The 17074-nt window shown below is 72.3% G+C and carries 16 protein-coding genes; 4 read left to right on the top strand and 12 right to left on the bottom strand.

Annotated features, from left to right (window positions below; all coding sequences use genetic code 11):
- The first annotated feature begins 152 nt into the window (after positions 1-152).
- A complete protein-coding gene (fabG, locus tag ABEA42_RS17185) occupies positions 153-908 on the top strand; it encodes a 3-oxoacyl-ACP reductase FabG (RefSeq protein WP_345505102.1) in 756 nt (251 codons plus the stop codon).
- 90 nt (positions 909-998) lie between these two features.
- On the opposite strand, the gene ABEA42_RS17180 is transcribed toward fabG, so the two are convergent.
- The 4 genes from ABEA42_RS17180 to ABEA42_RS17165 are packed head-to-tail and all read right to left on the bottom strand — an operon-like array spanning position 999 to position 4749.
- Positions 999-2003: an NADPH:quinone oxidoreductase family protein gene (locus tag ABEA42_RS17180; protein ID WP_345505101.1), complete on the bottom strand. Its 1005-nt coding sequence runs from the start codon at positions 2001-2003 to the stop codon at positions 999-1001.
- Positions 2004-2030: 27 nt separating this feature from the next.
- Complete coding sequence (locus tag ABEA42_RS17175) at positions 2031-2828, bottom strand: SDR family oxidoreductase (RefSeq protein ID WP_345505100.1); 798 nt, start codon at positions 2826-2828, stop codon at positions 2031-2033.
- Positions 2825-3589, bottom strand: a complete 765-nt coding sequence (locus ABEA42_RS17170) for an SDR family oxidoreductase (RefSeq protein WP_345505099.1) — start codon at positions 3587-3589, stop codon at positions 2825-2827. The genes ABEA42_RS17175 and ABEA42_RS17170 overlap by 4 nt, the downstream gene beginning before the upstream one ends.
- 5 nt (positions 3590-3594) lie before the next feature.
- Complete coding sequence (locus ABEA42_RS17165) at positions 3595-4749, bottom strand: acyl-CoA dehydrogenase family protein (protein ID WP_345505098.1); 1155 nt, start codon at positions 4747-4749, stop codon at positions 3595-3597.
- Positions 4750-4823: 74 nt separating this feature from the next.
- Here ABEA42_RS17165 and ABEA42_RS17160 point away from each other — a divergent pair, with 74 nt between their 5' ends.
- A complete protein-coding gene (locus ABEA42_RS17160; protein WP_345505097.1) occupies positions 4824-5435 on the top strand; it encodes a TetR/AcrR family transcriptional regulator in 612 nt (203 codons plus the stop codon).
- A gap of 69 nt (positions 5436-5504) precedes the next feature.
- Here ABEA42_RS17160 and ABEA42_RS17155 read toward each other — a convergent pair whose 3' ends face one another.
- Both ABEA42_RS17155 and ABEA42_RS17150 read right to left on the bottom strand, forming a co-directional pair.
- A complete protein-coding gene (locus ABEA42_RS17155; protein WP_345505096.1) occupies positions 5505-6323 on the bottom strand; it encodes an ABC transporter permease in 819 nt (272 codons plus the stop codon).
- Positions 6320-7219, bottom strand: a complete 900-nt coding sequence (locus ABEA42_RS17150) for an ABC transporter ATP-binding protein (RefSeq protein ID WP_345505095.1) — start codon at positions 7217-7219, stop codon at positions 6320-6322. The genes ABEA42_RS17155 and ABEA42_RS17150 overlap by 4 nt, the downstream gene beginning before the upstream one ends.
- A gap of 128 nt (positions 7220-7347) precedes the next feature.
- Here ABEA42_RS17150 and ABEA42_RS17145 point away from each other — a divergent pair, with 128 nt between their 5' ends.
- Entirely contained in the window at positions 7348-8559 is a 1212-nt protein-coding gene (locus ABEA42_RS17145) for a sensor histidine kinase (RefSeq protein ID WP_345505094.1), read from the top strand.
- A complete protein-coding gene (locus tag ABEA42_RS17140; RefSeq protein ID WP_345505093.1) occupies positions 8556-9230 on the top strand; it encodes a response regulator transcription factor in 675 nt (224 codons plus the stop codon). The genes ABEA42_RS17145 and ABEA42_RS17140 overlap by 4 nt, the downstream gene beginning before the upstream one ends.
- A 2-nt stretch (positions 9231-9232) precedes the next feature.
- Here ABEA42_RS17140 and ABEA42_RS17135 read toward each other — a convergent pair whose 3' ends face one another.
- The 6 genes from ABEA42_RS17135 to ABEA42_RS17110 form a co-directional block, all read right to left on the bottom strand.
- Entirely contained in the window at positions 9233-10153 is a 921-nt protein-coding gene (locus tag ABEA42_RS17135) for an LLM class F420-dependent oxidoreductase (protein ID WP_345505092.1), read from the bottom strand.
- 146 nt (positions 10154-10299) lie between these two features.
- Positions 10300-11982: an energy-dependent translational throttle protein EttA gene (gene ettA, locus ABEA42_RS17130; protein ID WP_345505091.1), complete on the bottom strand. Its 1683-nt coding sequence runs from the start codon at positions 11980-11982 to the stop codon at positions 10300-10302.
- Between the two features lie 43 nt (positions 11983-12025).
- Positions 12026-12571: a single-stranded DNA-binding protein gene (locus ABEA42_RS17125; RefSeq protein ID WP_345505090.1), complete on the bottom strand. Its 546-nt coding sequence runs from the start codon at positions 12569-12571 to the stop codon at positions 12026-12028.
- 182 nt (positions 12572-12753) lie between these two features.
- Positions 12754-14442, bottom strand: coding sequence for a GTPase (locus ABEA42_RS17120; RefSeq protein ID WP_345505089.1), 1689 nt, complete (start codon positions 14440-14442; stop codon positions 12754-12756).
- Positions 14439-16190, bottom strand: a complete 1752-nt coding sequence (locus ABEA42_RS17115) for a dynamin family protein (RefSeq protein WP_425572113.1) — start codon at positions 16188-16190, stop codon at positions 14439-14441. Before ABEA42_RS17115 ends, ABEA42_RS17120 begins: the two co-directional genes overlap by 4 nt.
- A 131-nt stretch (positions 16191-16321) precedes the next feature.
- The gene (locus ABEA42_RS17110) at positions 16322-17071 is read right to left on the bottom strand and encodes a hypothetical protein (RefSeq protein ID WP_345505087.1); all 750 of its coding nucleotides are present in this window, start codon (positions 17069-17071) and stop codon (positions 16322-16324) included.
- Between the last annotated feature and the right edge of the window lie 3 nt (positions 17072-17074).

Raw genomic sequence — 17074 nt, 5'->3', positions numbered from 1 at the left:
GTGCTGGTCGAGGGCGCCAGTGACCTCGGTAGACGTCCCATTGTGCAGGAGGCGGGGCCACCGCGCCGACCAGCGCCCGGACGCTAAGGTAAGCGAGCGCTTAGTACAGCGCACCCCACCCGACCCCGCCCGTCCCACCCCTTGGAGGACCGATGAGTACCCAGCGCGTCGCGATCGTCACCGGAGCAGCCCGCGGCATCGGAGCCGCCACCGCGAAGCGCCTGGCCGCCGACGGCCACGCCGTCGCCGTGCTCGACCTCGACGAGGGCTCGTGCGCCGCGACGGTCGACGCCATCACCGCCGCCGGGGGCCGCGCCATCGCCGTCGGGGTCGACGTGGCGAAGGCCGACCAGGTCGAGGCTGCGGTGCAGCGCGTCGCCGACGACCTGGGCGCCCCCACGATCCTGGTCAACAACGCCGGCGTCATCCGCGACAACCTCATCTTCAAGATGACCGAGGACGACTGGGACACCGTGATGTCGGTGCACCTCAAGGGCTCGTTCCTCATGACCAAGGCCGTGCAGGCGCACATGACGGCGGAGAAGTACGGCCGCATCGTCAACCTGTCCTCGAGCTCGGCACAGGGCAACCGGGGCCAGGCCAACTACTCCGCGGCCAAGGCCGGCCTGCAGGGCTTCACCAAGACCCTGGCCATCGAGCTGGGACGGTTCAACGTCACCGCCAACGCCGTCGCCCCCGGCTTCATCCAGACCGACATGACGCGCTCGACCGCGGAGCGGATCGGCGTGCCCTTCGAGGACTTCATCGCCCACTCCGCCTCCCAGATCCCGGTGCAGCGCGTCGGGCAGCCCGAGGACATCGCCGCCACCATCGCGTTCCTCACCTCGGACGAGGCCGGCTTCGTCTCCGGCCAGGTCATCTACGTCGCCGGCGGCCCGCTCGACTGACGCCCTGGAGGCGCACGTCGCCGAACGTGCACCGATGGCCCCGCCGGACACCAGCGCGGCCATTCGTGCGGAGATCGGCGCGCCCCCGCCTCAGGGAGCGGTGACGACGATGCGCCCGGTGCTCCGGCCGGCGCCCAGCCTGGCCAGGGCGGCCGGGGCCTGCTCGAACGGCACCTGCTCGGAGACCACCGGTCGCACCAGGCCCTCGTCGGCCCAGGCCGTGAGGGCGGCGTGCGACTCACGGGCCACCGCCGGGTCGCGCTGCAGGTAGAGCCCCCAGTGCAGGCCGAGGATCGAGTAGTTCTTCACCAGGGCGTGTCCCAGGGCGGGCGCGGGGATCGTGCCGCTGGTGAAGCCGACCACGACGATGCGCCCCTCGAACGCGATGACCTTGGTCGATGCGTCGTACGACGCCCCGCCCACCGGGTCGAACACCACGTCGGCCCCCGAGCGACCGACCGCGTCCTTGAGGCCCGCGACGAGGTCGCCGGCGGTCCGGTCGACGACGACGTCGGCCCCAGCAGCCCGGGCCACGTCGGCCTTCTCCCTGCCGCCCACCACGGCCACGACCGTCGCCCCGAGCGCCTTGCCGACCTGGACGGCGGCCGTGCCGACGCCACCCGCGGCCGCGTGGACGACGAGGGTCTCCCCACGCTGCAGGCCGGCACGGTGCACGAGCCCGACGTGGGCGGTCTGGTACGCGATGGTCAGCGCGCTCGCGCGGGCGTCGTCGAGCGCGGCCGGGGCGGGAAACGTCCCGGCCACCGGCATGAGGCACTCCCGGGCCAGCCCACCGTGCGGCATCGCCGTCGTCCCCACGACCCGGTCGCCGACGCGCAGGTGCGGGTCGGTGGTGATCCCACCCGTGGCCGGGCCGACCTCGAGCACCTCGCCGCACACCTCCACCCCGGGGGTGAACGGCAGCTCCGGGCGGACCTGGTACTGGCCGCGGGCCATGAGCACGTCGGGGAAGTTCAGCGCGGTCGCCAGCACCCGGACACGGACGTGGCCGGCGGGCACCTGCGGCACGGGGACGTCCTCGAGGACGAACACGTCGGAGGGCTCACCGAGGGACGTGACCTGCCATGCCTGCACGGGGCCTCCTGCTGCTCGTGGGGGACTTCAGTCGGTGCCCATGGTGACCGAGGGCAGCGCCCCGGACATGCGCCGCATACCGGCGAGCCAGCGGTCCGGGTCCGAGGCGCGACGCGCGTACATCTCGGCGACCTCCGGGTGCGGCAGGACGAGGAAGCGCCCGGCCTCCATCGCCGCGAACAGGTCACGAGCCACGTCGTCAGGGTCCACGGCGTCGGGCTCCATGAGGGCACGGCCGGCTGCGCCCGAGCTCCACAGCATGTCGGTGCGGACGCCTTGCGGACAAACGGCGTGGACGCGAACACCCTTGTCGCCGTAGGTCATCGACAACCACTCGGAGAACGCCAGGGCTGCGTGCTTCGTGACGGCGTACGGCGCGGCGCCGGGGATCGAGAGCAGGCCGGCGGCCGAGACGGTCGCGACGAAGGTGCCGCTCCCCCGCTCCACCCAGTGCGGCACGAGCAGCCTGGCAGCGCGCACGTGCGCCATGACGTTGACGTTCCACGAGACGTCCCAGGCCTTTTCGGCGACCGCCTCGGTGCCGCCGCGGGCGACACCGGCGTTGGCGCAGTACACGTCGACCTCGCCGAGCCGCTCGCGGGAGGCCGTGACGAGGGCGTCCACGCCGTCCTCGCTGGAGGCGTCACCGGGGACGGCAAAGGCCTTGTCCCCCAACGACTTCGCGACCGACGTCGCCGCCTCTGCGTCGAGGTCGTTGACGACAACCGTGGCCCCTGCGGCGACGAACGCCTTGGCGTAGGCCGCGCCGATGCCGCGGCCCGCCCCGGTGACGACGACGCCCTTCCCGGCGAGGTCCGGGGTCACAGGTTGCCGCCGAGCGTGACGCCGCCGTCGACGACGAGCGTCTGCCCCGTGACCCAGGACGCATCCTTGGACAGGAGGAAGGACACCGCACCCGCGACGTCCTCCGGGACACCGAGCCGCTTCATGGGGTAGGCGGCGGCGACCTTCTCCTCGCGCCCCTCGTACAACGCCTCCGCGAACCGGGTCTTGACGACCGCCGGCGCCACCGCGTTGACGCGCAGGGCCGGCCCGAGCTGGTACGCGAGCTCGACGGTGAGGTGGATCAGCGCGGCCTTGCTCACGGCGTACCAGCCGATCGCGCCGGTCGCGCCGAGGCCGGCGATGGACGCGACGTTGACCACGGCGCCGGGGTTGGCCTCGCTGCCGAGCCCGGCGGCCACGGCCTTCTGGGTCCACGAGAACGCCGAGAGGACGTTGACCTCCATGATCTTGCGGGCGACCTCGAGCTCGGTGTCGAGCATCGGTCCGTAGACGGGGTTGATGCCCGTGTTGTTGACGAGGTAGTCGAGCCCACCGAAGGTGTCGCGGGCGGCGGCGAGCACCTCGTCCTGGTGGTCGGGGTCGGCGGCGTTGCCCGCGACGCCGAGCGCCTTGGACGGTCCGCCGAGGTGCTCGACGGCCTCGGCCAGGGCCTCGGGCTTGCGGGCGGTGATGACGACACGGGCGCCGCCGGCGACCAGCTTCTCGGCGATGCCGAGGCCGATCCCGCGAGAGGCTCCCGTGACGACGGCGACGGCGTTGTCGTGCGTCAGGTGGCTCATGGGTGTCAGAGGCCGAGGTCGCGGCCGATGAGCTCCTTCATGATCTCGTTGGAGCCGGCCCAGATCTTCGAGACGCGGGCATCGCGCCAGGCGCGCGCCACCCGGTACTCGTTCATGAAGCCGTAGCCACCGTAGAGCTGGACGCACTCGTCGAGGACGTCGTTCTGCACCTGCGCGGACCACCACTTGGCCTTGGCCGCGTCGACCGCGGTGAGGTCGCCGTCGGCGTGCGCGGCGATGCAGTCGTCGACGTAGGCCTGGGTGACCTCGAGCTTGGTCTGCAGCTCGGCCATCTTGAACTTGTTGTGCTGGAACGAGCCGACGGGCTGGCCGAAGGCCTTGCGCTCCTTGGTGTACTCGACGGTCTCGCGGAAGATCTGGAAGGCGTGCGCGGTGTTGGCGACGGCGGCGCCGATGCGCTCCTGCGGCAGGCGCTGCATCATCGAGATGAAGCCCAGACCCTCCTCCCCGAGGCGGTTGGCGTCCGGGACGCGCACGTTCTCGAAGAACAGCTCGGACGTGTCGGCCTCCTCCTGGCCCACCTTGTCGAGCTTGCGGCCACGGCTGAAGCCCTCCATCCCGGCCTCGACCATGAGCAGGCTGATCCCCTTGGCCCCCTTGGACGGGTCGGTGCGCGCCGCCACGATGACCAGGTCGGCCTGGTAGCCGTTGGTGATGAAGGTCTTGGAACCGTTGAGGATCCAGTCGCCGGAGCCGTCGTCGGCCTTCACGGCGGTGGTCTTGAGGGCCGCCAGGTCGGAGCCACCGGAGGGCTCGGTCATCGCGATGGCGCAGATGAGGTCGCCGTTGGCCATGCCGGGCAGCCAGCGCTCCTTCTGCTCCTGCGTGCCGAGGTCGACGATGTAGGGCGGGCAGACGTCGGAGTGGATGCCGAAGCAGGACGACACGGCGAAGTTGAAGCCGGCGATCTCCTCTGCGGCCACCGCGTTGAAGCGGTAGTCGTCGGCGCCCATGCCGCCGAACTCCTCGGGGATGTCGAGGCCGAACAGGCCCTGCTTGCCCGCTTCCTTCCAGATGTCACGGTCGATCGACTTCACCTCGAGCATCTGCTCCGCGCGAGGCTTGAGGTTCCGGTCGATGAACTCCCGGACCGAGCTGCGGAAGGCCTCGTGGTCGGGGCCGTAGAGGTTGCGGGGCATGGCTCTCCTTGACGGTGAAACACAGGTGACTAAGCGCTTGCTTAGTCTGCGATGGCTGCGGCATGCTGTCAACCATGTCGACCCCCGCGCGCGCCACCGAGGACCGCGCCGACCCGACCTCGGACACGGCCCACCGCCTGCTCGAGGCCGCGGCCGAGGCGTTCGCCGACCGGGGCTTCCACGCCACCACCACCCGCGACATCGCCTCCAGGGCCGGTCTGTCTCCGGCAGGCGTCTACGTCCACTTCTCCTCCAAGGAGGAGCTGCTCTACCAGCTGAGCCGCGAGGGACACGAGGCCGCACGCGACATGCTGGTCGCGGCGTCCGCCGGCGCGGGCTCCCCCACCGAGGCGCTGCGGGCGATCATGGGCACCTTCTCCCGCTGGCACGCCGAGCACTTCCGGGTCGCCCGGATCGTGCAGTACGAGTTCGGGAACCTGACCCCCGAGCACCGCGACGCCGTCCTCGGCCTGCGCAAGCAGATCGACGCCGTCGTGCGCGACGTGGTCACCGCCGGGGTCGCCACCGGCGAGTTCAGCGTCGACGACGTCCCGGACACGACGCTGGCGCTCATGTCGATGGCCGTCGACGTCGCCCGCTGGTACGACCCCGAGATCAAGCGCACGCCCGCGGCGATCGGCGAGGCCTACGCCGACCTGGGCATCCGCCTGGTCACCGCGCGCTGAGCGCCACCTCCCCCATGAGGTATGGCGCGGACCCCACCGGGGAGCCCGCGCCACACGCGTCCGTCAGGGCTACTTCACCTCGGAGCGCCGCACCCGCCAGAGGCCGATGGCCAGCGGGAGCACCACCCACAGCAGGCTAGACGTGCCGATCTGCGCCCAGTCACGCGCCGACACGGCCGCGCCCTCCAGCAACGGCTCGGTGGCCGCGCCGATGTCCAGCCACTGGCCGACCGTCCGCATCTGCTCGACGAGTCCCGTGACGATGGACCACACCGTGGGGAGGACGAGGTAGCCCACGATCGCGGCAGGGGTGTTGAGCAGGGAGAGCCCGAAACCCACGCCCTGGGCCAGGCTCAGGGCGAGGACGAGCGCCACGCCCCACAGCATCCCGGCAGACAGGCTCCACGCGCTGTCCGCGCCGCGCACCTGCACCGCGACGAGGCTGGCGAGGGCCGCCAGGGCGAGCGCGGCCACCAGGCAGGCCGCCGCCGCGACCAGCGACGCGACCACCTTGGCCAACACCACACGATCTCGACGAGGCTCGAGGGCGAACGTGGTCAGGCCGGTGCGCTGCGACCACTCGGCTGTGGCCGCGAGGATGCCGACGACCGGCACGAGCAGCATGAGCGGTAGCGCGGTGGCACCGAAGTAGCCCTCGTAGCCGTGGGCTCCTCCCCCCACGAACAGCATGATGGTGACGATGCCCGCCACGACGAGGCCGATGGTGAGCAGCAGCCAGCGGCCGGCACGGGTGTCCACCTGCTTGCGCAGCTCCACCAGGGCCAGTCGGGCGAACGGGATCCCCGTCGTCGGGCGCGGCCCGTCGATGCGCGGGAGCGGCGCCGCCCCGGACGACGTGCGCGGTGGCGTCTGGGTCACGGCGCTCATGCGGCGACCTCCTCTCGTGCGGTGCTGGCGGTGAGCTCGAGGAACATGTCCTCCAGGCCCCGGCCGTCAGCCTGCCGCAGCTCGACGAGCACGACGGCGTGGCGGGCGGCGACGGCGCCGACCGCGGCGGGCTCGGCCTCTGCCACCAGCCCACCCCCCGGCGCCCATGTGGTCACGATCCCCGCCGCTCTCAGCGCCCCCTCCAGCGCCCCGTCGTCGGTGGACCGCACCGTGGTGCCCGCTCCGCGCAGGAGGTCGGACTTGCTGCCGGAGGCGACGATCCGCCCGCTGCCGATGACGACGATCTCGTCGGCCACGAGCTCGATCTCGTTCAGCAGGTGCGAGGACAGCAGCACGGTGCCGCCCTCGTCGGCGAAGCCGCGCAGCAGGGAGCGCATCCACCTGATGCCTGCCGGGTCCAGTCCGTTGGCCGGCTCGTCGAGCACGAGCACCTCCGGGTCACCGAGCAGGGCGTGGGCGAGGCCGAGCCGCTGGCGCATGCCGAGCGAGTAGTTGCGCACCCGGCGGTGGCTCTCCCGCTCCGTGAGGCCGACGACGTCGAGCACCTCGTCGACACGACGCCGGTCGACACCCATCACCAGGGCCGACAGGGCGAGGACCTCGCGACCGGTGCGGCCTGCGTGCTGGGCGCTGGCGTCGAGGAGCACCCCGACGTGGCGCCCGGGGTTGGGCAGGGCGGCGTACGGTCGGCCGAGCACGGTGGCCGTGCCGGACGTGGCGGGCGTCAGGCCGCACAGGATGCGCATGGTGGTCGACTTCCCGGCACCGTTCGGGCCGAGGAAGCCGGTCACTCCTCCCGGTCTGGCCTCGAAGGTGACGTCGTCGACGGCCACCATGGGCCCGTAGCGTCTGGTCAGGCTGTTCACGGAGATCATGGAGCCAGCCTGCGTGCCGCGCGGTGGCTGCCACATCGGCCGCAGGCACCCGCGGGGTCATCCTTTGGTCTCGCGCCGCCCGACCAGAGGATGACGACCCCCGTGCACCGGCGGCATACGCTCGTCGCGTGCTGCTGCGAGACGCGAACCCCCTCCCCCGGACCGCCTGGGGCGAGACCTGGAGGCTCCTGGTCGCCCTGGCCGTGGGGCTCGTCCTGTTCGGCATCGTCCTCGCGGACGCCGACCAGCCCGGCCGTGCCCCGGTGCCCGCGCTGCTGCCGTTCCTCGAGGTGGTGTTCGGGGTGGCTGCCCTCGCCGTGCTCCCCCTGAGACGGCGCCACCCGCTGCCGGTCGCCGTCGCGACGGCGGTGCTCAGCGGCGTCTCGTCGCTGGCCGTGGGGGCGGCCCTGCTGGCCCTGGTGTCGCTGTCGACCCATCGCCGTTGGCGACCGGTCGCGGTGACCGCGCTGGTGTCGGTGCTCGGGGGCCTGGCGTACGAGGAGCTGCGCCCGGCGGCCGACGGGGTGTGGTTCAGCGTCCTCAACGTCGTCATCGGCGCCCTGCTCGTCGCGCTGACCATCGCGATCGGGTACTACATCGGTGCGCGCCGGGCGCTCGTGATGTCGTTGCGCGACCGGGCCGAGACCGCCGAACGCGAGCAGGCCAGCCGGGTGGCCGAGGCCCGCGCGAACGAACGCGCCCAGATCGCCCGCGAGATGCACGATGTCCTGGCGCACCGGATCTCGTTGGTGGCCATGCACTCCGGCGCCCTCGCCTACCGCACCGACCTCACGGCCGAGGAGACCACGGGCACCGCCACGATCATCCGGGACAACGCGCACCTCGCCCTCACCGAGCTGCGTGAGGTCCTCGGCGTCCTGCGTGACCCCGGCCGGTCGACGGACGGCTCCGTCGTGGAGCCCCCGCAGCCCACGCTCTCCTCGGTCGGGGCCCTGGTGGAGGGCGAACGCGCATCGGGCCGGGAGGTCGGCGCCACGATCGACGTCACCGACCTCGACGAGGCACCGACCGCCCTGTCCCGCAACGCCTTCCGCATCATCCAGGAGTGCCTCACCAACGCGCGGAAGCATGCCCCGGACGCACCCGTGACGCTGGCGGTCAGGGGCGGCCCCGGTGCCGGGCTCGACCTGAGGGTCAGCAACCCGGTGCCCGTCCGTATGGCCCCTGCCACCGACCTGCCGGCCAACGACCTGCCGCTCTCGGGGATGGGGCTCGCGGGGGTCACCGAGCGGGCCGTCCTGTCCGGCGGCGAGCTCACCTTCGGCACGGACCGCCGTGGCCACTTCGTCGTGCACGCTCGGCTACCGTGGCGCGCATGAGCCAGTCCATCCGGGTCGTCCTCGTCGACGACGACCCCCTGGTGCGGGCCGGCCTAGGGATGATTCTCGGTGGTGCACCCGACATCGAGGTCGTGGGCGAGGCCGCCGACGGCGTCGAGGCGGTCACCGTCGTGGCCGCGGCGCAGCCGGACGTCGTGCTCATGGACCTGCGCATGCCCGGACGTGACGGGCTGGAGGCGACGCGCCAGGTCGTCGCGGCCCAGGCGTCCTCCGCCCGCCTGTCCCCCACTCGGGTCATCGTGCTCACGACGTTCGACACCGACGACATGGTCGTGGGGGCCCTGCGCGCGGGCGCGAGCGGCTTCCTCCTCAAGGACACCCCGCCCCCGCGCATCGTCGCGGCCATCCGCTCGGTCGCGGCCGGCGAGCCCATCCTCTCGCCCACGGTCACCGCCCAGCTCATCGCCTCGGTGACCTCCGGCGGCAGCGACCGCTCGGTCGCCGCCAGGTCCGCGCTCGACAGCCTGACCGAGCGGGAGCGGGACGTCGCGGTCGCGATCGGCCGTGGCTGGTCCAACGCCGAGATCGCCGCCGAGCTCTACCTCGGCATCCCGACGGTGAAGACCCACGTGTCCCGGCTGCTCACCAAGCTCGGCGCCGAGAACCGCGTGCAGATCGCCCTGATCGTCCACGACGCAGGTCGCGGCTGAGGTCAGCGCGCGGACAGCGGCTCGACCTGCCTCGCCAGCGCGGCGACAAGCTGGTACGTCGCCTCGTCGGTGTCGTCGGCCAGGCCCATGATGACCGTGTCGACGCCCGCCGCCGACAGCCTGCCGAAGCGCTCGACCGTCTCGTCGACCGAGGCGTACGGCTCACCGCTCGGGGCGGTGCCCGAGCCGTCGCGACTCAGGGCCACGCGCGCGAGCACCGTCTTCTCGATGTCGGCGTAGTCGCGGCCGACCTCCTCGCAGTGACGGCGCAGCACGTCGAGCTTGCGGGGGAGCCCCTCCGGCCCGAGCCCGTTGTCGAAGAGGTTGCAGGCATCCGCGTACTGCGCGACCAGGCGCAGCGTCTTCTTCTCACCACCGCCGCCGATGAGGATCGGCGGGTGCGGGCGACGCAGGCACTGCGGGACGTTGAGCGGGCGCTCGAGGCGGTGGTGCCGGCCCTTGTACGGGCTGTCGTCGCCGGCCCACATCTGCAGGCAGATCTGCAGCGTCTCCTCGAGGCGCTCGAACCGCTCCCGGGTCGACGGGTACGGCACGCCGAGGCCGCGGTGCTCCTCCTCGTTCCAGGCGGCGCCGATCCCGAGCCACGCCCGTCCACCGGAGAGGACGTCGAGGGTCGTCACGGTCTTGGCGAGCAGCCCCGGGTGGCGGTAGGTCACGCCGGTCACGAGGGTGCCGAGCTCGATCGTGCTGGTCTGGCCGGCGGCGAACGCCAGGGCCGTGTAGCCCTCGAGCATGTCGAGCTCCGGCGGCCCGATCATCGAGATCTGGAAGAAGTGGTCCATCACCCAGAGGCTGGCGAGCCCGGCGCCCTCGGCGTCACGCGCGATCCGGCCGAACGTGGGGCCGATGGAGGCCGGGGCACCCGGCCAGGAGAAGTAGGAGACCTGCAGTCCGAGTCGCATGGCCTCATCCTGCGCACACGCGGGCGTCGACCACAACGCGGGGTCGCCGGACCCGCGGAGGGGGACAGCACAGCGCGCGGCGACCCGGTGGGGTCGCCGCGCGCCGGTCGGGCCGGGGCCCGTGTCAGAGGCGTGTCAGTGGCTGGTCAGTCGCGGGTGAGCTTGCGGTAGGTCACCCGGTGCGGCCGCGCCGCATCGGCGCCGAGGCGCTCGATCTTGTTGGCCTCGTAGGACTCGAAGTTGCCCTCGAACCAGTACCACTTGCTCGGGTTCTCCTCGGTGCCCTCGTAGGCGAGGATGTGGGTCGCGACCCGGTCGAGGAACCACCGGTCGTGGCTGATGACCACGGCGCAGCCGGGGAACTCGAGCAGGGCGTTCTCCAGCGAGCCCAGCGTCTCGACGTCGAGGTCGTTGGTGGGCTCGTCGAGCAGCAGCAGGTTGCCGCCCTGCTTGAGGGTGAGCGCGAGGTTGAGGCGGTTGCGCTCGCCGCCGGACAGCACCCCGGTCATCTTCTGCTGGTCGGGGCCCTTGAACCCGAACTGCGACACGTACGCGCGCGACGGGATCTCGACCTGGCCGACCTGGATGTGGTCGAGGCCGTCGGACACGGTCTCCCACAGGTTCTTCTTCGGGTCGAGGCCGGACCGGCTCTGGTCGACGTAGGACATCTTCACGGTCTCGCCGACCTTGACCGAGCCGCCGTCAGGCTCCTCGAGCCCCACGATGGTCTTGAACAGCGTCGTCTTGCCCACACCGTTCGGGCCGATGACGCCGACGATGCCGTTGCGCGGCAGGGTGAAGGACAGGCCGTCGATGAGGACCCGGTCGCCGAAGCCCTTCCTGAGGTTGTTGACCTCGATGACCGTCGAGCCCAGGCGCGGGCCCGGCGGGATCTGGATCTCGTCGAAGTCGAGCTTGCGGGTGCGGTCGGCCTCGGCGGCCATCTCCTCGTAGCGGGCCAGACGGGCCTTGGACTTCACCTGACGGGCCTTGGCGTTGGAGCGGACCCACTCGAGCTCGGTCGCGAGGCGCTTGGCCAGCTTGGCGTCCTTCTTGCCCTGGACCTCGAGTCGGGCCTGCTTCTTCTCGAGGTAGGTGGAGTAGTTGCCCTCGTAGGGGTAGGCGCGGCCGCGGTCGAGCTCGAGGATCCACTGGGCCACGTTGTCCATGAAGTACCGGTCGTGGGTCACCGCGACGACGGCGCCGTGGTAGGCCGCGAGGTGCTGCTCGAGCCACAGGACCGACTCGGCGTCGAGGTGGTTGGTGGGCTCGTCGAGGAGCAGCAGGTCGGGCTTCTGCAGGAGCAGCTTGCACAGCGCGACCCGGCGACGCTCTCCGCCGGAGAGGACCGTGACGTCGGCGTCCGGCGGGGGGCAGCGCAGGGCGTCCATGGCCTGCTCGAGCTGGGAGTCGAGGTCCCAGGCGTCGGCGGCGTCGATCGCCTCCTGGAGCTTGCCCATCTCCTCCATCAGCGCGTCGAAGTCGGCGTCCGGCTCGGCCATCTCCGCGGAGATGGCGTTGTAGCGGTCGAGCTTCGCCTTGATCTCGCCGGCGCCCTCCTCGACGTTGCCGAGGACGGTCTTGGACTCGTTGAGCTCGGGCTCCTGCATGAGGATGCCCACGGAGTATCCCGGGGTCAGCCGAGCGTCGCCGTTGGAGGGCTGGTCGAGCCCGGCCATGATCTTCAGGACCGAGGACTTGCCGGCTCCGTTGGGTCCCACCACACCGATCTTGGCGCCGGGGTAGAAGGAGATGGTGACGTCATCGAGGATGACCTTGTCGCCGTGGGCCTTGCGGGCCTTCGACATGACGTAGATGAACTCGGGCATGGGGGCAAGGCTAACGGGCACCGCCCCCACGCCCGAATCCGTGTCAGGCGGGGACGGGCACCGTCGCCTGCTCGTGCTGGTCGTCCTCACGCGTGACCAGCCCAGAGGGCTGGGGCACGACCTCGTACTGGTCGGTCTCGGGGTCGCCGGCGCCGTAGCCCTCGAGCTCGGCGTGCACGGACTGGACCGCGTCGTCGGACAGCCGGTCGGACTGGTCGACCTGGGCGCGGGACACCTTCACCAGCGAGGTCGTCCCCCACGTGAGGTCGTGGCCGACGCTGTAGGCGTCGATCTCCACCGACGTCGCCGGGATGTTGTCGTTGCGCATCCACTGGTTGACCCGCATGCGTCCGTAGACGACCACCGGGTCGCCCTTGGAGAGGGAGTTGCCGACGTTGGCCCCGAGGGTCCGGAAGGCCGTGACGTTGAAGAAGTTCGTCGGCCCGTCCTCGTACTCCCGCGTCTGCGGGTTGGGCCGACGCACCGTCGACGCCAGCCGGAAGGCCGTGAAGGGCACCCCGCCCCGCGTGGTCCGCGACTCGGGGTTGGCCACCAGCCGGCCCATGACCGTCGTGTAGATCTCGTTCATCTCTTGCTCACCTCGTCTGTGTCCGTCCCCGACTGCCGGGGTCGCAGGCAAGCGTCGTCGCGACGACCCGGTGGGAGAAGGACACGCGAGGCCCCCTGTGGACGCACGGCACCACGAGCCGCCCCCTGTGGACGGCAGGAGAGACGTCCACGGCAGCGAGGTCAGGAGTCCACGCAGCGAGGTCAGGCGACCGCGCGGTCGAGCGCCTCCCGCGCCTCACGGTGCCGGGCGAGGACGACCCGCACCGGGGCGACGATGCGCTCGGCGGCGACGCCGGACACCGCCTCGAGCAGCCGGGACCGGATCAGCTGCCCGCGTCGGCGCGAGCCGACCACGGCGAGGTACCGCGCGAGTGCAGCCAGCGCGATACCGAGGACCACCCCTCCGACGAACATGAGCAGCGGGTAGGGCACCGGGCCGAGGCTGGGCGTGCTGACGTCCGGCAGCGCCAGCCACCCGAGGACGACGAGCACCACCAGCCAGCCCAGCCCGAGCACGGCGACGAGGGCCAGGACCAGCTGCGCCAAGCCGAACGCGCGCCACCACATCGGGGTCCGCGCACGCAGCGAGGTGCCGACGACGGCCTGGTCGAGCGCGTCGGCGAGCTCGGGACCGGGCGGGGTGGCCGCATCGGAGACGGCCTCGGCCCAGCGGGCGGGCAGGCCCTGCCCTGCTTCGTCGCCGACGCGACGCGTGGCGAGGTCGACCGAAGCGCGTGCCGCGGGGGTCGGCGGCGGCAGCGAGGAGCGACCCAGCACCGAGCGCACGTCACCCGCGGTGACCGCCAGCTTCTCCTCCACGGCGTCGCGGCTGCCCAGCCGCAGCCGCTTCAGCGGGTCGGGGCGCAGCGCCTGGACCCAGCGGGTGAACGGCCACCCGGTGCGGCTCCAGGCCTGGTTGCGGTAGTCGCGCTCGACGGCGGCGACGACGGTGGGTATGCCGGCGGCCCGTGACAGTGCGTCGACGAGCTCGCCGTCGACCCGCTCGGCCAGCGACGGCTCGGTATCCGCGACGTCGGTCCGCAGCCGCCCGGCGCAGGCCCGGATGTCAGCGGCCAGCCGCACCGAGGCTGCGTTCTGGGCCGCGACCGCGCTGGCGAGGCGCACCCCGAGCTCGTCGATCCCGCTCCGCGTGGTCGCGGAGGTGGCGATGACCTTCACCCCACCGATGCCGTCCTCCGCCGCGAGCCTGGCGAGGTCGCCCCGGATCTGCGCGAGCGCGTCGGCGGTGAGCCGGTCGGCCTGGTTGAGCACGACGACCGTCACGGCTCCGTGGTCGGCGAGGACCTTGAGGAAGTCGTCGTGGAGGCGGGCGTCGGCGTACTTCTGGGGGTCGGTGACCCAGACGAACACGTCGACCAGCTCGAGCACGCGCTCGGACTCGACGCGGTGGGACTCGACGCGGGAGTCGAAGTCGGGGAGGTCGAGGAGCACGAGTCCGTCGAGGTTCCAGGCCTGTCCGCCGGGCAGCCCGAGGGAACCGGTCGCGGAGGCGGGCACGTGGTGGCGCTGCTTCACCGAGAGCCAGTCGAGCAGCTCGCCGGCGTCTCCCTCCCCCCACACGGCGGCGACCGGGTGGGCCGTCGTGGGCCGGCGCGCACCGACGACCGCGACGTCCTCCCCGACGAGGGCGTTGAACAGGCTGGACTTGCCCGAGCCCGTGGCGCCGGCGAGCGCGACGACCGTGTGGTTGCCGGTCTTCGACATCCGCTCGCCGACCTTGTCGACCACGGCCGAGGCCTCCTCGACACGGGCCGGGTCGAGCTGGGCGCCACCGGCCACGAGGGCAGCGCTGAGCGCCGACGAACGGCCCTGCAGCTCCTCCGCCGTGACGCCCTTGACCTTCTTGCTGCCCATCACCAACGGGCTCATCGAACCGCCTTCACCGCTGCTGCAGCATCAGCCAGGCGTGCGGCCCGGCCTGCCTGGATGTCCACGCCCCGGAGGGCCTCGTCGTACCTCTGCTGTTCCGCGGCGTACAGGTCGCGCACCCGCTCGAGCAGCCGCTTGCGGGCGGTAGCCGCCATCTCGCGCACCGCCTGGTCGCCGAAGATCGCCTCGAGGACCTTCTGCGCCAGGACCGCCGTGCCGCCGGCGATGCCGACCTCCGCCCCGGCGAGGAGTCCGCCGGTGTGGGCGAACACGATGAGCATCAGGACCACGCCGATGCCGTTGAGCCCGTAGGCCGCGATGCGTGCCGTCGTGCGCCGGTCCTTGCCCTCGCTGCGGACGAGGTCGAGGAGCTCGCCCTGCCAGTCGCGGACCAGCCGCTCGGTCGCGGCGGTGAACGTCGCGGACGGCTTGGCCACGCCGGGCCGGGACTGCAGCACCGCGTCGCCACCGGGCAGCTGCCGCCACCGGCGGGCGACCGTCGCGGCGGCACCCTCCCCCTGGGACTGGATGAGTGCGGCCACCCCGGACTGCAGGGCCTCGCCGAGGTCGCCCGACGGCGGAGGGTTGCCCTTGATCGCCGCGGTGACCCGGTCGCGCACCCGGGAGATCGTCGACTCGACCTGCTTGAAGAACTCCCCCGTGCCCACGTACTCCTGCCAGCGGGCGAGCACCTCGCCGCGCAGGAGCGTGCCGTCGGTGACGCCCTGCTCCACCGCCCGGGTCGCGTCTCCGTATGCCGCGTCGGCCGCGTCGCGCAGGGCCGTCACCGCGGCGAGCTGGTCGGCCGTGGCCGCGGCCAGGACGGCGGCACGCTGCTCGAGGGAGCCGAGCGCCCCCTCGAGGGTCTGCCTGACGATGACCGAGCGGGCACGGGCGTCGCTGGCGAGGGCGGTGAGCCACGAGCGCAGCCGGGCCACATCACTCTCCGGCAGCCTGCCCTGGGCGGTGAGGGCCGCCTCGGGGATGCCGAAGATCGGCGCCGTGGACAGGCCCTGCTCGCGGAGCATGCCGGCGAGGTGGCTGCGGATGTCGGCCATCGCCTCCGGCGGCACGCGGTCGAGGACGATCGCGACGGCGGTTCCGCGCTCGGATGCCTGGCGCAAGAGGTCCCATGGCACCGCGTCGGCGTAGCGGGCGGCGGTGGTGACGAAGAGCCAGAGGTCCGCGGCCGCGAGGAGCTGGGTGGCGAGCGCGCGGTTGGCGCTGACCACGGAGTCGATGTCGGGGGCGTCGAGCAGGGCCATGCCGGGCGGCAGCGAGCTGGACGCGACGAGGCGCATGGAGGTCTCCCCAGCGCCGTTCGATCCAGCGCCGTCCGATCCGGCCCCCTTCGTCCCCGCCGAGGCCGCTCCGGCGGTCGGCGCACCCTTGGTGCCGGTGACCCGGCTGAGCCCCGGGAGGATGCGGTCGTCGAGGAACCAGCGCTCGTCCTGCGGGTGGTGGACGAGGACGGGGGTGGTCGTGGTGGGGCGCAGCACCCCCGAGCGGCTGACCTCCTCGTCGACGATGGAGTTGACCAGCGTGGACTTGCCGGCGCCGGTGGACCCACCCACCACGGCGAGGAGCGGGGCGTCGAGGGAGCGCAGCCGGGGGATGACGTAGTCGTCGAGCTGCTTGAGGAGGGCCTCGCGCGTGCCGCGGCCGGCAGCCACTCCCGGGATCTCTAGGGGCAGCTCGGCCCCGGCAACCTCTTCACGAAGGGTCGTCACGGCGCCCAACATCGACATGGCGTCGTCCCTTGAGATCACGTCGCAAGCCTAACGAACCCGACCACATGCCAGCGGCCACGACAGACCGGTACGGGCCGCGAGATCACGCGGGTGCGATCCAGCCGGAGGAGACGCGCGGCTGCCACCACCTACGACCGGCGGAGGTACTCCTCGTAGCCGCTCGGGCTGGACCCGTCACCACGCCCGAAGGAGCGGGGCTCGAGCCGCTCGACGGCAGGGATGTGCTCGACGCCGTCGAGGAGGATCGCGTCCTCGTCGACGCCGGCCGCGGCCGTCCGCGCCGTGCGCTCGGCGGCCTGCTCGGCGCTGTCCTCCTCCGCCTCCTCCGGCTCCGCCGGCAGGCGCAGCCACCACAGGCCGCTGGGTGCGAGCAGGGCGAGCGACGCCAACGGCCAGGCGATGTTGCCGAGCACCTGGGCGACGAGCCCGGGACCCCGGTAGCCGGACACGACCGACGGGTCGTCGGAGGCGAACGGGTCGTCCCCGAAGAGGGCCACCACCCCCACGAGCACCACGGCCAGGGCCACGAGGGCCAGGAGCCCGAACAGGACGAGCCACTCCCACCGCACGATGCGGGCATGGGCCACAGGGGCGGCGCGGTGCAGGACGGCGATGCAGACGGCGAGCAGGAGGGCCCCGACGACCAGGCCGATGGGCCCGCGGTAGCCGCCGTAGAGCGCCATACCGGTGACGCGGGTCATGAACGAGGGGTCGGCCACCGGGGTGCCGTCCGCGGAGGAGTACTCAACGCTGGCGCGCCAGGTGAGCCACATCTCCTGCACCACGCTCGCGAGGAGCACCAGCACGGCGGCCTCGACGGCGCGCACCGTGAGGAACCACGTCCTCGGCAGCGACAGACCGTGCACCGGTGAGCCCATGTC

The organism is Pedococcus ginsenosidimutans (assembly GCF_039544395.1).
In the GTDB taxonomy this organism is placed as follows: Bacteria; Actinomycetota; Actinomycetes; order Actinomycetales; family Dermatophilaceae; genus Pedococcus; species Pedococcus ginsenosidimutans.
This window is presented reverse-complemented; position numbering and strand designations above follow the sequence as displayed.

Bases quoted from the DNA above. Each gene is read 5' to 3' on its own strand.
- fabG (WP_345505102.1), top strand. From the start codon at position 153: ATGAGTACCCAGCGCGTCGCGATCGTCACCGGAGCAGCCCGCGGCATC.
- ABEA42_RS17170 (WP_345505099.1), bottom strand. From the start codon at position 3,589: ATGAGCCACCTGACGCACGACAACGCCGTCGCCGTCGTCACGGGAGCC.
- ABEA42_RS17165 (WP_345505098.1), bottom strand. From the start codon at position 4,749: ATGCCCCGCAACCTCTACGGCCCCGACCACGAGGCCTTCCGCAGCTCG.
- ABEA42_RS17160 (WP_345505097.1), top strand. From the start codon at position 4,824: ATGTCGACCCCCGCGCGCGCCACCGAGGACCGCGCCGACCCGACCTCG.
- ABEA42_RS17155 (WP_345505096.1), bottom strand. From the start codon at position 6,323: ATGAGCGCCGTGACCCAGACGCCACCGCGCACGTCGTCCGGGGCGGCG.
- ABEA42_RS17150 (WP_345505095.1), bottom strand. From the start codon at position 7,219: ATGATCTCCGTGAACAGCCTGACCAGACGCTACGGGCCCATGGTGGCC.
- ABEA42_RS17140 (WP_345505093.1), top strand. From the start codon at position 8,556: ATGAGCCAGTCCATCCGGGTCGTCCTCGTCGACGACGACCCCCTGGTG.
- ABEA42_RS17135 (WP_345505092.1), bottom strand. From the start codon at position 10,153: ATGCGACTCGGACTGCAGGTCTCCTACTTCTCCTGGCCGGGTGCCCCG.
- ettA (WP_345505091.1), bottom strand. From the start codon at position 11,982: ATGCCCGAGTTCATCTACGTCATGTCGAAGGCCCGCAAGGCCCACGGC.
- ABEA42_RS17125 (WP_345505090.1), bottom strand. From the start codon at position 12,571: ATGAACGAGATCTACACGACGGTCATGGGCCGGCTGGTGGCCAACCCC.
- ABEA42_RS17120 (WP_345505089.1), bottom strand. From the start codon at position 14,442: ATGAGCCCGTTGGTGATGGGCAGCAAGAAGGTCAAGGGCGTCACGGCG.
- ABEA42_RS17115 (WP_425572113.1), bottom strand. From the start codon at position 16,190: ATGTCGATGTTGGGCGCCGTGACGACCCTTCGTGAAGAGGTTGCCGGG.
- ABEA42_RS17110 (WP_345505087.1), bottom strand. From the start codon at position 17,071: ATGGGCTCACCGGTGCACGGTCTGTCGCTGCCGAGGACGTGGTTCCTC.